Genomic DNA, 15,855 nt, shown 5'->3' on the forward strand with positions numbered 1-15,855 from the left:
AGATCTCCCTGAACTGGTTTAGCCAAACTACTCTTTTTCGTCATCGTTCTTTTACTTATTCGTATGGACTATAGTTTACAAGATTTTTTTTACAAAATCAACCGCATTCTTCCTCTGTGACCCATTTTTCGCTCCAAACTTGTATTTGATGCATTGCTTTTTGCAAGTCTGCTCCTTTTTCAGTCAAGAGATATTCTGAACGGCTTTTTTCACTACAGGCAATGTTTCGAGTGACTATTCCTTCTTTTTCTAATTCCTTCAAGCGTTCGACCAATACCCGATCACTAACCATCGGGATTTTTGCCGCAAGCTCGACAAAGCGTTGCGGACCATTTTCGAGTAGTACATCGATAATCAATCCGTTCCATTTTTTTCCTAAAATAGAGAACGTTTTTTCAAATTTAGGACACAAAACGAATTCTGTCTGTGTTAGCTCCATCATACTCACCTCTTCCCAGAGTATAGCATAATCCTTACAAAACATAAGTCAAGTTTGCTCAATTATAATTATTTATTAATGTTTATGATTCGTTTCACCCGAAGTAAAATTAGGAAAACATTTTCTACAGGTTTATTCAGTGCTTCTGTCATTGCTTGTTGGTAAAGTCTTAGCTGTCCTTGATATTTTTGGACGATCGCGTCTATTTCTGCTGGATCATCCGGATGTAAAATGAAATCTGTTTTAAAATCATAGATATGGAGATGATCTTTTTCTTCTAAGTATCCATCGACGATTCCGTGGATCAATAGCTCATCTTCCTGATTTGGATAGTCTTGAAATACTTCATCAGCAGAAAGCAGCATGGAAAAAGGTTGTTCCCGTTTTACGTTTTCTTTGTTGGCAATCAATTGTTGCCCAAGTTCTGTTTGAAAGAACCATATAATAGAAGAAACATCTACTTTTTTTGCGACCTTTTCGTCTATTAACCGTTTCTTTACTAATTCCTGCAACTTTTGATTGATGCTCTCTGTAGTTGGCATTTCTAATGGCAGCAATTGCAGTAAAGCATGGGTAGCTGTTCCAACAGCAGCTGCCGACACTTGCCGATCTTTTTGTAAAAATTTTGGTTCTGCTAGTTGTTCTTGCGTATAACGGAATTGACGAGATGCTGCCTTTGTCTGACTGCTTTCCAGAGTCAAACGTGATTCTTGTGTATCATCTGGATCTTCGAATAATCGTTTGATCTCAGATACAGATTGATAACTTGTGGTTTGCGAAGAAGCCTGATAAGGATATTCATAGGCTAGACGTTTTTGTAACGAATCTGCTAATACAGTTTCCTTTTCTTTCATCTGCTCATCTAAGTTAACCAGTTCTTTTTCAGCAAGCAACTGTCTTTGTTCAATGATTGTCTGCTGATTCATCCATGAAATAGAAAACTGTGCATTTGAATCTTGAAGGAGAGAAGTCGAAACTTCTTCCTCTAAGTATTTCTGCATTTCAGGATGACGGATCAATCCGTAACCAATCCAATTCATCAAGCTGCTTCTGCCCTTCAAACGTAGCGCAGGATCAAAAACCAACTCCTCATGATCAGCTGCTTCAGACCACGTTTGGATCATTTGCTCTTTATTTTTATAGGAACCGACAATGAAAAGCTTTTGTTCTGCCCGAGTCAATCCTACATACAATTTACGCATTTCTTCCGACAACAATTTGTTTTGCTTTGCCAATTTGATGGCTTGAAACGGTAACGTATCATATAACACCCGTGTTTCAGGATCCATATAGCGAATACCTGCTCCAAGTTTTTCTTCAAAAGCATACCGATTGCGCAAGTCTTGTAAGTTGAATTCTTTCGTCATATCTAACAAAAATACAACTGGAAATTCCAAGCCTTTACTTGCATGGATTGTCATTACGCGAACAGCATTATCTTCTATTGAAATGACTGGTTCTGCTAAGTCTTTATCTTTTTCTTGCATTTTTTCAATGAAACGCACGAACTGATATAATCCTCTGAAAGAACTTTGCTCGTATGCTTTGGCACGATCGACCAATGCATAAAGATTGGCTTGTCTCTGTGCTCCTGCTGGCAAACCGACCACATACTCTAGATATCCCGTCTCATAATAGATATCCCATAGCAAGTCAGTGATCGAAGAACGGCGAGCAAGTTCTCGCCAATGATCTAGTTGTTTGCCAAAATGTTCCAACTTAGCCGCTAATTCATCTTCGTTTGATGCTTGATAAGCAAACACAGCATCATAGTAAGTATGTGCACGGTCGGCTAATCGGATGCTGGCTAATTCTGGTTCTATCAAACCCACGACTGGCGAACGCAATACAGCCGCAAGCGGAATATCTTGATAGGGATTGTCAATTAATTGCAGCAGCGAGATCATCGTGCGAATTTCTGTCGCTTGAAAATAATTTTGAGCATCATTCATCTCCAAAGGAATATCCAATGTTTTGAAAATCTCTAAGATTGTTAAGTTGTTCTTCTTTGTAGGTGTCAAGAGAACAATGTCTTTGTACTCTATCGGACGACTTTTCTTTGATTTTTTATCATAAATCATAAAGGAGGAATCAATTAATTGACGAATTTTTAGTCCTGTCATAAAAAGTTCGCCTTCTGTTTTGTCTTCCAGTATATCGTCCGTCGGAATCTCGATCTCTGATTCTTCCTGTTCTTTTTCATAGATCATGATTTCTGGCTCAAACTGTTCATTCTCCGGAAAGTCTGAAAATCCCTGTATCAGTTTGGCTGCTTCGTCATAATTGATTTGACCCACTGCTGGATCCATTAGTTGTTCAAAAATAAGATTCGTAAAAGAAAGGACTTCTTTTCTAGAGCGGAAGTTCTCAGCCAAAACGATCCGACGTCCGCCTTCTTTCTTTGAAAAATTCTCGTATTTCCCGATAAATAAACTAGGATCTGCTAAACGGAAAGAATAAATGGATTGTTTGACATCCCCAACCATAAACATATTTCCTTTTGTATCGTCAGGTTCTCTTAGCCAGTATAAAATGGCTTCTTGTAATTGGTTCACGTCTTGATATTCATCTACCATTACTTCTTTGAATTTTTTTCGATAATGTTTTGAAGCTTCACTTGGCAGCCATGCATCTTTCGTTTTTTCTGTGAGAATCTGCAACGCTAGATGTTCCAGATCATTGAAATCCAACACACCTTTTTCCCGTTTACGCATACTGAAACCGTCCATAAAGCTTTGCGTGACTTTTGTCATTTCTTCGACTAACGGTAGTGCTTTTTCCGTTAATTCTTCTATTTGGCTTGGTGAAACAGGAAAGTAACTTTTACTTATCTGCTGAATCAATTTTTTTGCTTTATCCCTCATGCCCTTGACTTCATTAGAGATTTCTTTCAATTCTGCTTTACGACTGCTCTTAAAAGTTGAAAAAGTCAGTTGTTCCAAACTAGCATAAGCTTCTTCTAACCGATCTTGCGAGAAAGCTTCATAGATATTTTTGATCTGCAGTTGTTCTCCAGCCACTTGCTCATGCATTTTTTCTAATCCTTCACCTTGTGCTAACTGAGTCATCTGTTCATATAATTGTACACATTGGTATATATCTGCCAAAACTAAAGGACGGATTTGTTCTTGATATAATCGAGATTTCGCTAGCCCCTCAGTCAAACGATAATTATCGCTTAACTGTTCTAGCCATTTTTGGGGGTCAGGGTTGGCACGGGCAAACTCATAAAGAGAAAACACCAGATTCGTCAAGCCGTCATCTGAACGATCATTAGAAAAGTTCATTGTTAATTGAAAAAATCGTTCATCATTTTCTGCATAAAGTGCTTCTCTCAGCTCGTCCCACACATCCTCCTTCATCAAGATCGTTTCTGTTTCATCTGTTAACATGCGAAAGACCGGATCAATATCAATTAAGTAATAATAACGTCGAATAACTGTTAGACAAAAAGCATGTAAGGTTGAGATATTCGCTGTGGGCAATAAAACTAACTGCTTAGTAAAATGCTGTCTTCGTACAGGGTCGCTTTCGCTGTTGACCGCTTCTTGTAATGCCTCTTGAATTCTTTCTTTCATTTCTCTTGCAGCTGCTTCAGTAAATGTCACAATCAGTAATTCATCAATATCAAAACCCATTTTTAATTTTTCAATCACTCTTCGAACAAGCACTGTAGTTTTACCTGATCCGGCAGACGCAGAGACTAACAAATTATCTCCTTGATCGAAAATCGCCTGCCACTGATCATCTGTAAATCGTTCATTTTGCGGTTTTAAAGGAATTTGATTCACTCTTCTTCACTCCTTTTCAATATTCTGCGCAGTGCTTCTTCCTTATCTATTTTCTCCAGACGGTGGTAATTATTTTCTTTCAGCATCACATCAAACGTACAGATGCTTCTGAATGGACAAAATTCGCAGGCAATTCGCTGTTTATCTTTATAAGCTGGGTTCAGTTTGATTTCTCCGGAAGTGATTGCATCTCCAGCTAACCGCATATTTTCCCGATTATGCGCCATGAATAGTTGCAGTTCTTCTTCCGTGAAAAATTTATCTTTGCTGAAACTACCTTTTTGGTATTCATCTTTCGCATTTTTTTTCACTGGATAGATCAGTGATTGTTCTTTTGCTTCCAGTGAATGATCTAGTACTTCTAAAAGAGCGGGATCATCGACAAAAACGCCATCATAACTAAATTTTTTCAATGTATTCTTCTCTACATCATCTGTCTCTGTCAATACAGGATTATGAACATGTAAATAATATGAACCTGCTGGTTTAACAGCCGCCTTTCCAGTCAAACGTACCGCATCCATCAATGCTACGTCTAGATACGTCAATAATTGCATAGCCATGCCATAATAAGCTTCTGTGACATCGAATGAACGTCCACTAGATTTGTAATCAACGACGCTTAACCAAGTGTCTTCTTGTTCAGAAGCTACATCAATCCGATCGATTTTTCCTCGAACGTGGAGTTTACCACCATTACTCAACGGTAATTCCAGACCCGTGATACCTTTTGCTCCAGCAATCTGACCAAATAAAATCTCCGTCTGAAGAGGATGCATGCCCGTATTTTTGCTCTGTTTGTGCAAAGCCCATGCCACTTTTTGAATCGTCTGTCCTAATTGATAGCGGATATAGTTCATTCTTGCAGAACTATCCAATATCTCAAACCGAAGTTCTCCGAACACTTCTTGCAGCACTTTTTCAGTAAAGTCTTTACGCTGCGCATCGGTCATATTCACTAAGGATAATTGGTTTGAAAACAGTAGCTTGAAGAAACGATCCAATGATTCATGATAAAAATCACCTGTTGCTGCTGGAGTCAGACCATAAACAGTTCGTTCTTTCAATTTCAAACCAAATTGCATGAAGTATTTGTATTCACAATTATAAAAATTCTCCATACGTGAAATCGAAGTATAAATTTCTTTTCCATAAAGCTCTTCCGCCATTTTTTCTGGCATCGAAACAGGCACATTCAAATGTTCCTGACTTTCAAAGATTTGTAAAGCAAAATTGCGCCATGAGGAATTCAGTACTAATTCTTTGAGCTTTTGCCAGTGTTTTGGTACAGGTTTCTTTTCATCTAAAGCTAATCGATAAATCCTATTGACTGTATTGATTCCGCTTCTGTAAGTTCCTACATAACAATCAGGATCGCTTTCGATCGTCAAATGCTCTTTTCTCTCGACGGGAACTGATAAATATTCTGTGATTCTGCGCAAATAAGGAGACATCTTCAGTGAACCATCTGTGTCATAGCTTTGTGCATAGCTAAGATATAATCGATCCGTTCCGGAAATAAAAACAAGGTAGGCTTGGAAAGGCTCAAAAGAGATACTTTCTTTTGATGGGTCGAATAAAAACTGTCCATCTGGCAAAGCTTGATTTAATACTTCTCGTTCTTCACTGGACAACAATCCTTTTGTTTCTTTACGGTCTGGAAACACTTGATCATTCAAACCTAATGCAAAAGTGACGGCAGCTTGATTCGGTCGAACTAATTCCAAACGGTTGATTCGCACTTGGTCGATTGCGGTAGGGATTTTACCATAACTTAGATTTTCTAGACCACTCGTAATGATTTCTTGGAACAGTGACCAGTCAAAAGCTGATTCACCATAAATGACTACATATTCATCCAGCAGATCAATCAGCGCTCCCCATGTCTGCTCATGGTTTCTTGCCGCTTCTAAGTTTCCTCTGTCTACTTCCTGATTACGCCAAAACAATAATTGTTGCTGTACACCACTTTGAATCAAAAATTGATAAAAAACATTTGCGGCCGCTTGTCCTGTTTTGCTTTTCTTTATTTTTTTAAAAAATGCAGGTACAGCTTTCTGAAATAATCGTCTAATCGTATTTGACTGTTCTTCCAGATATTGTACGTCTTCAATCTGTTCTGCTTCAAAATCATACGCTACAAACTGCCAGTCTTTTTCACGCGTCCAGTAAGTGCCTTGATAATTATAAGCAAGTGCAACATTTTCTGTGATGTCCAATTTTTTCCTGAATTCATCTCGTTCTTGTTTCCATTCATCCAGTTCGGTTTCTGTTTCCATCGATAGGAACAATTCCGTCTTAAAAAAACGCATAATATCACTTAATCGATAAGAATAGCGGTCAAGAGCGAACAGACTGTTGATCCATTCAATCAGCGGATGATTTTCCATCATTTGTTCTTCATCGATATAAAATGGAATCGCCATTTCTTGAAAGATTGGTCGAAGAATATTTCCATATAAGGACATATTTTTTGTCAGTACTTGGATATCACGATAACGGTAGTTTTCTTCACTGACTAGCCGTCTGATTTCAACAGCTAACTGTCGGACTTCCTCAGTTGGATTTTCAGCTTCCCACAAATGGAGAGCCTCTTGTTCCCCTAATTTGTGGACGGTTGCTTTCTTTTGGCTGGAAGTCTCTTCCCACATCGTTTGCAGCAACTGCAGCGCTGTCGGACGATTCTGCTCTGGCGCAAAACGATCTACTAATATAGGAACTTTCCGTTCTCTCGCACTTTGAAAAAGACGGAAATAAAGCTTTCCAGTCTCATGAAAGAGCGTAAGTACTTCTGGAAGATCCGCTGTATAAGGACGATCCAACAATAAATCGACAACTAATTGCCCCTTTTCCATCATCGCCTGCAGTAATTGATACTCTTGCCCATTGATTCGGGAAAAACCGCTGACGATAAATTTGACGTTGGTGAAATCTTGTGTCTGCATATAATTTGCTAGTATAGCCAGTGCATCTTCATTTGATAGGGCACGTTCGGTCAATTCGCTGTCATAAGCTGAAAAAATCAGCTTCAAGTCTTTCATTTTAAGTTGCTGGTCTTCTGCATTCGGTGAATCACCAAATAAAAGCATCAAGTCTTCCGGTTGAATATTCCCTATGCGCAATTCACTATAGAGTTCTTGCAATTGGCGAATAAATCCTCTTTTATTGATTTCTCCGCGAAAGATCGTTAATTCTTCCTCATGTTTTTCTAAAATCTGTCGCAAGATCATCGCAGATCCGGATTCTGATAACTCATTTCCTGTAAGAAGGGTTGTCTGTTGCAGCAAATACCAAGCCAGACGGTAAAAACTGAATACTTGAACATTTGTTGTGCTGAAAGCTTTTTTCCCGCTTCTTCTTCGCATCTCCGCTAAAATTTCTTGTTCCTGTTCGAATTTGCTGTAATTGGGGACAAGGAAAAATACTTGGTTGCTTGCATCCTGGTCGAGCCAAGCTGACGCTTCGTCGATCAAGACTTGACGGTGATCTTTTTTCCCATTTCCAAGAATAAATTGTAAAGACATGCTTTTCCTCCTTCAACACATGATACGGTGCTTCTTTATTATATCAAAAAATACTGAACATTTGTTCTATATTCTTCAAATTATATACTTTTATGGTTCTGATATTTCTATCTTTTTTGAGTATACGCAAAAAGACAGGAATCGCTACAAATAAGCAATTCCTGTCTTTTCGTGAGTTGATTAATGGATAGATCCCATTAGTTTTTTGATTGGTTCTTTCACAGTAAATAGCAAGATACCACCAACGATTGCTACTGCACCGATAATACCGAAGTAGGCAGATTCCGTTCCCGGTGTGTAGAAGCGTGCAATTTGTGCATTGATTGCTTGTGAAGAAGCATCAGCTAAGAACCAAATAGCGATTGTTTGTGATTCAAATGCTCGTGGTGCTAATTTCGTTGTTACAGACAAACCAACTGGTGAAAGACACAATTCAGCAATAACCACGATGAAGAAACTTCCTAACAACCACAATGGACTTACTTTTCCACTTGTCCCATAAAGCATACCTGGCAACATCAATAGTAAGTATGATAATCCTGCAAACAAAAGACCAAGAGAGAATTTCACTACTGTAGATGGTTGGCGTTTGCCAAGTTTTGTCCACATCGTTACGAATATCGGTGTCAAAATAAAGATGAAAATCGGATTCAATGATTGATACCAGCTTGCTTGGATCGTCACACCAAATAGTGTAGATTGCGTACGTTCACTAGCAAATAAAGCTAAGATAGATGAACCTTGTTCTTGTAATGACCAGAAAATGATTGCTGCAAGGAATAATGGGATATACGCCCATACTCTTGGTTTTTCTTCAGCAGTTACATCTTTTGAAGTCAACATTTTGATAAAGTAATACAACGGTAAGATAATCCCCAATACACTGATTGTATTGACAAAAAAGTCGATTGTCAGATGACCAGTTAATTGTGCCCCACCGAATACTGCAGCGATAACAACAAGTGCGATGATCAAGTTACGGATGAATCCTTTACGTTCTTCAGTTGTCAAAGGATTCGGCGGTGTAGTACCCACTCCGTCTAATGTCTTGCGTCCTTGGATAATGTATTGTAATAATCCAAAGAACATCCCAATAGCAGCTAAAGAGAACCCTAAATGGTAGTTATATTCTTGACCGATTGTCCCAACGATTAGTGGTGCTAATAATGCCCCTAAGTTGACACCCATGTAAAAAATCGAAAATCCTGCATCTCTTCGCAAGTCAGTCTTTGAATAAAGATGTCCGACCATACCAGAAACGTTTGGTTTCAAAAAGGCGGTTCCAATAATAATCAATGCCATTGAAACAAATAATGTACTTACACCAAATGGTAAAGCCAAGACGATGTGTCCAAGCATAATGAAGACTCCACCAAAGAATACAGTACGTTTTGCTCCTAACATTCGGTCAGATACCCATCCGCCGACGATACTAGACATATAAATCAAAGATCCGTATATCGACATGATAGCTAATGCTGTTGCTCGTGGTAATCCAAGTCCCCCGTTGGCAACTGTATCGTACATATAATAGATAAGTAATGCACGCATACCATAATAACTAAATCGTTCCCACATCTCAGTGAAGAACAAAGTTGACAATCCCTTCGGCTGCCCGAAGAAGCCCTTGTCTTGCTGTTTTTCCATAATCTATACCCCAATTCTTTAAATTTTCAGAAAATATTATACATCTTTACCGAAAAATTTAACTAAAAAACTTATTTAAGAAATATAAACTAATTTTCTATAAAAACAAGTAATTTTTAATGGCAATATCATAAAAAAAAGAAGATAGAGATTTAATAATTATATATCAGCTGTTTTTTTCAAATAAGCAAAAATTCCTAAAACACAGCAATGAAAGCGATAACCAAGAAAATCCTTTTCTGACGATTTCCCTTATTAAAATTGTTTTTTGAACTTCGCTTATTTTTTGTGAGCATATCTGTTTACTTACTTTTTGTAAGATGCTATACTTCATTTCGTAATCAATTAAAAAAATGCAAAACGCAAATCAAAGGAGAAATTTTATTATGACAACTTTTACTGACACTTTAAAAAACCGCCGTTCAATCTATCATCTAGGACGTAATGTTTCACTTTCTAATGAAGAATTGACAGCTTTGATCAAAGAAGCAATTAAAGAAAGCCCAACTGCTTTCAATGCTCAATCAACACGCGCAGTTATTCTTTTCGAAGATGCACATGAAAAACTTTGGGAAATCACTGAAGAAGCACTTCGCCCATTGACTCCAGCAGAAGCTTTCCCAAATACACAAAACAAATTAGCTAGTTTCAAAAATGGTTATGGTACAGTATTATTCTTCAAAGATACTGACGTGGTAAAAGGACTACAAGAACAATTTGAATTATATGCAGACAACTTCCCAGATTGGTCAGAACAATCAAACGGAATCGCAACAGCGAACACTTGGGTAGCATTAGTTGATAAAGGATTGGGCGCAAACCTGCAACATTACAACCCAGTTATTGACGAAGCAGTTGCAAAAGAATGGAATATTCCTTCAAACTGGAAACTACGTTCACAATTAGTATTCGGTTCACCAGAAACACCAGCTGGGGAAAAAGAATACATGAACGATGCAGATCGCTTCCGTGTATTCGGATAATTTTACTTGAAAAAAACAGAGGTTGTGACAAACATTTTGTCGCAACCTCTATTTTTTATTCTGGATCGATCATAATATCAATCTCCGCCTCATCGTTCAAGCGTTGGGACAAAAATGGAACTAATTCTTCTAATGATGCAGAAAATTTCAGCATCGGTCCCCGCCATCCGTTTCGGAAAAAATTCATTTTTACAATTTTAGAACCTTTTGGTTGGTACAACACGATTTTATTGATTTCAGAAAAAGGAACACCTTTTTTATCAAAGCTATTCAAGACAAGCCCTTCTTCTGTAATTCCTCGACTGTCCAACAAAAAACTAATAAAAATCATCGCTGACAAAATCCCTTTTGCCAATTCATCTGCTGTAGGCTGACTGATGAGTGTGTACCAAATGACTAGTACTACTAAGAATGGTATGACCAAGTAGACCCATCGATTCCGAACAGTCCGATAAATAATTTCTTTTCGCACCAGCCAAAGAAATAAGAACATAACAACAACGAATAAAAACAATAGGACCGTAAAAAATGTTACCATGACAACTCGCCTCGCTTTTTCTTCTCCTGAAAACAGGAAAAGAATACTGATTTACCTTCTCAAAGAAATTGGACTTGCAGCACGCCGCACGTCCAATTATTTTCTTTATTCAAATGTATCATATTTTGCAACAACCATGCTTGCTTTTTCATCTAATAACTCTTGATCCTCTGCAGCACATTGGGCAACTTTGACCACGGCACAGTTTGTCATTTTTGATACAACTTCACCAACGACCGTTTTTGTAAAGCCAATTGGTTTGCATGCATATTGTTCTCCTAAATTAATCATTTCTTCCGTCATCAAAATCCTCCTAAACTGCTGGAACTTTTCTCCATATTACAACTGCTATTTTTTGGAGATTTAACTATTTGATTTTTTGTTTACAGTCAAAAATCAACCTTACAGGCATTATAGCGTACTGTTTTCGTTTTCACAATTAAAACAGCTGTTGTATCTAGAAGAATTTTTTCTAAAATAATAAATAATATTCCTCAAAAACTGATTATTTCTTACATATTTAAATAAAATACTTCCCTTCCCAATAAAAATACACTTATAATAGGAAAGATAAACAGCTGAAAAGGGAGATTGGGAGCGTCAATAATTTTGTGTAAATGGTTCCTCCCTACTGTAGATTGTTTCTAATTCTCAATCAGTTGGCTTAGCATTTGTTCAAGTTCGCCTTCGGCCTGTTGAAAGCCTTTATGACTGCGACCTAGGAATTTTTGGTTGTAAGTATCAAAAGACGAGACTAAGAAACGTTCCATCGACTCTTCGTTTTGGAACTGTTCCTTGCGGTGGCTGTATTTCTTGATTTGCTTATTAAAGGATTCAATCAAGTTCGTAGAATAAATACTCTTGCGTATGGCCAAGGGGAAATCATAGAAAGTGAGCAAGTGATCGTTCGAAAGAATCGATTCAACCACTTTTGGATAGCTGGTTTTCCATTTTTTCGCAAAAGCACCACGTGCTTCCAACGCCACCTCTTTAGACGAGGCTTGATACACCATTTTAAAATCATCACAGACTTCCTTACGATTATTGACACGCACTTTGTGACTGATATTACGGGAAACGTGTACACAACAATGTTGAAAACGAGCTTTGGGATAGAACCGACTAATCGCTCCTACCATCCCCTTTAAGCCATCCGTGATGAACAGGAGGACATTTTTCAAACCGCGCTCTTGAAGGTCCAATAAAATTTCCTCCCAAATCGTGATGGATTCAGTCGGTGCAATCGCATAGCTCAATACTTCCTTTGATCCGTCCGGGCGAATGCCAACTGCGATATGAATAGCTTCCTTGGCGACGGTTTTCCGCTTTAACGGAATATACGTTGCGTCCATATAAATAGCAGCATAACTGTCATGAAGCTCCCGCCCTTTAAACGCCGTTACCTCTTCTGTAAATGATTTTGTTATATTGGACATGGTTTGGGGCGTGTAGTGATGCCCATACATTTTCTCAATCAAGTCTGCGATTTCCGACATGGTAATACCTTTTCGGAAGAGGTGAATGACGGTCTCCTCTAAGGTATCATTCGTCCGTCTATAAGCGGGAACAGTCTGTTGCTTGAACTCGCCGTTGCGGTCGCGCGGAATCTGGAGATGAAGTTCCCCGTACTCGGTCTTGACCGTACGGTCATAGGAGCCGTTACGAGAATTACCCGTGTTAAAACCAATGCGATCGTACTTTTCGTAATCGAGGAAAGCCGTTAACTCCATTTTGAGAAGCGTATTGACAGCTTTTTCCAAATGGACACGGAATAATTCATTCAAATCGCCTTTGTTCGCTAGAGTCTTTAGAATTTCTGTAGTAAAATCGTTCATATGGAAGTCCTCTTTTCTGTGAATGTGTTGTGGTAACTCTATTCTACAGAAGGGACTTCCTTTTTTTCTATTTACACAAAATATTTTACACTCTCGGGAGATTTCCAATGAAGAAAAAAACATTTAAAAAACTATTGTTTCTAGGAGGTACAGCTACTCTTTTATTAAGTGGTACAAGTTATTACCTACATATCCATTCTCCAGAACATACAATGAATACTACACAAAAAAGTTCAACACAAAAAACGAAAAAAACAAAAGAGAAAGCAGAAGTTTTGCTAGATGTTCCATTAGAGAGCCAGTTTGACTCTCCTTCTCTAGAAAATGGCTGCGAGGTCACTTCGCTTTCCATGCTTTTATCTTTTTATGGTTATGAAACGACTAAAAACCAGTTAGCTGAACAATTGGATTACGTCCCTGTTTTCAATGCAGATGGGACTCATGGCGATCCTAATGAAGGATTTGTTGGAGATATCAGTGGCGGAGACTGGGCTATGGGCGTCTATGTCCCTCCTATTGCCTCTCTTGCTCAACAGATCGTCCAAACGGATTATCATACTTTACCAAAAACAGATGCTCAACTAGATGATATCAAAAAAGCTCTATCTAAAGGAAATCCTGTATGGACTTCCGTGACTATCAATTTTGAAGTCCCTGATGAAACTGATTTTATGACTTGGACAACAAACAACGGAGAAGTAAGAGTCACTCCACTTGTTCATGCTTGTGTAGTCACTGGATACGACAAAGAGAATATTTACGTCAACGACCCCTATGGCGTAAAAAATCGAGCAGTACCGATCAATGATTTTTCGGCCATTTTCACTGCAATGGGCGGACAAATGCTAACTTTGGAGAAAAGCTAGTAATTAAAGTAAAAATCCCTTATACTCTAGATACCGAACCTTTGAAGGGAGCACAGATAATGGAAAAATTCACTCATAAAAAAATGGATCCAAATGAAATTCCGATTATTTTTGTCCGTGATCGCAAAGGAAATGTTCAAGGTAAAGTTTCTATTAATGAGTGGAACGAACGGCGCAGACCTGCTACCCTCAATGAACTAGAAATCAAACTGTATCGTCAAGCTCTTGTCTATTATGGAGACCAAGAGTATGGAAAAGCAATAGATTTATTAAAATTTCTAATCGCTCGAACAGAGTACACCCACTTTGAATATATCGAGCGTTTAGCAAACATTTACCATATCATGAATGAACCTGTCAAAGAATATCAGTTGCTTGACTCCGTCTTGTCAGTAGCAGAGCGGATTGCCCTTCCTGCTGGACTGGAAAAGAAACTGGTGCGTCGCCTTTTACGAGTAAAACAACAACTATCTGATCAAGAAAAATAACTTGCGTTTTTTTAGAAAAGTGCTATGATTATTTTGTTGAATAAATGGGATGTAGCCAAACTGGTAAGGCACTTGACTCTGAATCAAGCAATTGTAGGTTCGAACCCTGCCATCCCAATTTGATGAGCTTGTTGATAAGAAATGAACCCCTGAAAAAAGAATGATCTTTTTTCAGGGGATTTTGGAATATTTTTATTATTTATTATTTAGTTTACATAATTTTATTATAATCAACAATTAAATCTGTAGCACTCATACAGTAGATTTAGCCAATAATTGCTAATGCTTTTTCCGGAACTTTTTCTCTAGGAACTTCTTCATACGTTTCTATGTGTGCTCCTTTATTGCTGATTTTCAAATAATGATTTTCTTTTAACACAGAAAGTCCATTAAATTCAATTGTTCGTTCTTCCCCATCGGCATTAGCAGCTTTTTGAACATACCTTGCCGTTCCATGTTCATTTACTTCCTCTGGTTTTTGTGTTTTTACATAGACCTCACCTTTTTCAACTAATGGATTTAGTTGGTCAAGTATACCAGGGATTTCCCCGTAACTTCTTTCAGTATAGTATTTCAGTCCAAATAGCAAAATACCACTAATCGCCGCCAATCCTATCAAATATTTAATCACTTTCATCTTTCTACCTCCTTGTTATATATCCAGTATATGGGGCAATTAGAGAAATTCCATCCGTCCTAAGTTGGAGATTTTTCTCCTACTTTAGAAGCGAGAAACAAGTGTTTTTTTAGCAAAAATGATCGTTATTTGATATTATGGTGATGTGGATAATTTAGATTTTCTCGCTTTATCCATGGAAAAAAATCAAGTTGATGGCAAAGGATGTGTTCAAAATGAATCAAGAAGAATTATTTCAAAAAGTCAAGGAAATGATAAAAGGCGGCAACTTCGACGGCGCAAAACGATTTATCGAAGAACATAAAGAACAACTAGGTCCTTACAAAGAGAAAGCACAAAATCTTCTAAAAGACGTAAATATCGACAGTGTGAAAGACAAGTTCAAAAATCTATTTAATAAGTAGGAATTTTCATTTCTGGAACACCGTTTGTCCAGAAGAAGGGACTGTGACACGACTTTTGTCACAGTCCCTTGTTTTTCCTGAATCATCCTTACTAAAATAAGCGTGTCGGATCATAGTGATAAGTCACATTGCCGTTCAGCGATGCTTTTCCTACCACATATTTACGATTCTCCAATTTCAGCCATGCTTCTCGAAAAGCCATCAATTCTTCTCTTTTTACATCGATTTTTTCGATTTTTCCATCAATCAAATCTTGGATAAGTTGTTCATATGGATTCATTTTTTTCCTCCATTTACTGTTAATCAATAAGTTGTAAAAATAGGTTCATATGCCTTTTTAGTATCCAGATCTTCTCTGACTTTGACTGTCGTATAAATAATTTTTTCTACTGGGATACTATAATAACTACCTTCACCGTTATTGAATCGGTGAACGTCTTTCTTTGCTAAAATACCATTGATTTTATTCGTCAGTACACGTTGTTCGACACTATTGCTTACAACATAGTAAATCACCCGAATATTATTGATTAAATGCAAATCGATTTCTAACACTACATGATCCATGAAAATTCCACTCCTTCTTTCACTTTGATTATAGCAATTTTCCCCTATAAATTCAAAATCAATACATATTTTACTGGATAAATCCATAGAATTGCTTGCGCCTTCACGCACAAAGTGTTATTTTGTATCTTGGACT

Annotated in this window: 14 protein-coding genes, 1 tRNA gene and 1 other annotated feature (1 of these 16 running past the window's edge); of the genes, 5 read left to right on the forward strand and 10 right to left on the reverse strand. The window is 37.7% G+C overall.

Annotated features, from left to right (window positions below):
• Positions 1-53: a binding site (T-box leader), on the reverse strand (it extends 161 nt beyond the left edge of the window).
• Between the two features lie 44 nt (positions 54-97).
• The 4 genes from IGK53_RS07110 to IGK53_RS07125 form a co-directional block, all read right to left on the reverse strand.
• Positions 98-439: a winged helix-turn-helix transcriptional regulator gene (locus IGK53_RS07110; RefSeq protein ID WP_002329146.1), complete on the reverse strand. Its 342-nt coding sequence runs from the start codon at positions 437-439 to the stop codon at positions 98-100.
• A 68-nt stretch (positions 440-507) separates the two neighbouring features.
• Positions 508-4,230, reverse strand: a complete 3,723-nt coding sequence (addA, locus tag IGK53_RS07115) for a helicase-exonuclease AddAB subunit AddA (RefSeq protein WP_002292947.1) — start codon at positions 4,228-4,230, stop codon at positions 508-510.
• Entirely contained in the window at positions 4,227-7,754 is a 3,528-nt protein-coding gene (locus IGK53_RS07120; RefSeq protein WP_002292945.1) for a PD-(D/E)XK nuclease family protein, read from the reverse strand. Before IGK53_RS07120 ends, addA begins: the two co-directional genes overlap by 4 nt.
• Before the next feature lie 180 nt (positions 7,755-7,934).
• The gene (locus IGK53_RS07125) at positions 7,935-9,401 is read right to left on the reverse strand and encodes a peptide MFS transporter (protein ID WP_002292944.1); all 1,467 of its coding nucleotides are present in this window, start codon (positions 9,399-9,401) and stop codon (positions 7,935-7,937) included.
• 386 nt (positions 9,402-9,787) lie between these two features.
• On the opposite strand from IGK53_RS07125, the gene IGK53_RS07130 reads away from it, so the two are divergent.
• A complete protein-coding gene (locus IGK53_RS07130) occupies positions 9,788-10,384 on the forward strand; it encodes a nitroreductase family protein (protein WP_002292942.1) in 597 nt (198 codons plus the stop codon).
• Positions 10,385-10,439: 55 nt separating this feature from the next.
• Here the strand turns inward: IGK53_RS07130 and IGK53_RS07135 are convergent, their stop codons facing one another.
• The 3 genes from IGK53_RS07135 to IGK53_RS07145 form a co-directional block, all read right to left on the reverse strand.
• Positions 10,440-10,922: a hypothetical protein gene (locus tag IGK53_RS07135; RefSeq protein WP_002315109.1), complete on the reverse strand. Its 483-nt coding sequence runs from the start codon at positions 10,920-10,922 to the stop codon at positions 10,440-10,442.
• Between the two features lie 105 nt (positions 10,923-11,027).
• A complete protein-coding gene (locus tag IGK53_RS07140) occupies positions 11,028-11,225 on the reverse strand; it encodes a hypothetical protein (protein ID WP_002315110.1) in 198 nt (65 codons plus the stop codon).
• A 341-nt stretch (positions 11,226-11,566) separates the two neighbouring features.
• Positions 11,567-12,757, reverse strand: a complete 1,191-nt coding sequence (locus IGK53_RS07145) for an IS256-like element ISLgar5 family transposase (RefSeq protein WP_002329145.1) — start codon at positions 12,755-12,757, stop codon at positions 11,567-11,569.
• A gap of 107 nt (positions 12,758-12,864) precedes the next feature.
• Here IGK53_RS07145 and IGK53_RS07150 point away from each other — a divergent pair, with 107 nt between their 5' ends.
• The 3 genes from IGK53_RS07150 to IGK53_RS07160 all read left to right on the forward strand — a co-directional run bounded on the left by IGK53_RS07150 (position 12,865) and on the right by IGK53_RS07160 (position 14,229).
• Positions 12,865-13,623 (forward strand): C39 family peptidase, encoded by a 759-nt coding sequence (locus tag IGK53_RS07150; RefSeq protein ID WP_002329144.1) that lies wholly within the window; start codon positions 12,865-12,867, stop codon positions 13,621-13,623.
• 59 nt (positions 13,624-13,682) lie between these two features.
• Complete coding sequence (locus tag IGK53_RS07155) at positions 13,683-14,111, forward strand: hypothetical protein (protein ID WP_002329143.1); 429 nt, start codon at positions 13,683-13,685, stop codon at positions 14,109-14,111.
• A gap of 45 nt (positions 14,112-14,156) precedes the next feature.
• A tRNA-Gln gene (locus IGK53_RS07160) sits at positions 14,157-14,229 on the forward strand.
• 147 nt (positions 14,230-14,376) lie between these two features.
• On the opposite strand, the gene IGK53_RS07165 is transcribed toward IGK53_RS07160, so the two are convergent.
• Positions 14,377-14,748: a YxeA family protein gene (locus tag IGK53_RS07165; RefSeq protein WP_002329142.1), complete on the reverse strand. Its 372-nt coding sequence runs from the start codon at positions 14,746-14,748 to the stop codon at positions 14,377-14,379.
• A gap of 215 nt (positions 14,749-14,963) precedes the next feature.
• On the opposite strand from IGK53_RS07165, the gene IGK53_RS07170 reads away from it, so the two are divergent.
• A complete protein-coding gene (locus IGK53_RS07170; RefSeq protein WP_002292937.1) occupies positions 14,964-15,152 on the forward strand; it encodes a hypothetical protein in 189 nt (62 codons plus the stop codon).
• 91 nt (positions 15,153-15,243) lie between these two features.
• On the opposite strand, the gene IGK53_RS07175 is transcribed toward IGK53_RS07170, so the two are convergent.
• Together IGK53_RS07175 and IGK53_RS07180 are read right to left on the reverse strand one after the other, a co-directional pair.
• Positions 15,244-15,432: a hypothetical protein gene (locus tag IGK53_RS07175; protein ID WP_002288067.1), complete on the reverse strand. Its 189-nt coding sequence runs from the start codon at positions 15,430-15,432 to the stop codon at positions 15,244-15,246.
• Between the two features lie 23 nt (positions 15,433-15,455).
• Positions 15,456-15,719, reverse strand: a complete 264-nt coding sequence (locus IGK53_RS07180) for a hypothetical protein (protein ID WP_002292935.1) — start codon at positions 15,717-15,719, stop codon at positions 15,456-15,458.
• Positions 15,720-15,855 lie beyond the last annotated feature (136 nt).

The sequence above is a fragment of the Enterococcus sp. DIV1224 genome (assembly GCF_050555455.1).
Lineage (GTDB): Bacteria > Bacillota > Bacilli > Lactobacillales > Enterococcaceae > Enterococcus_B > Enterococcus_B lactis.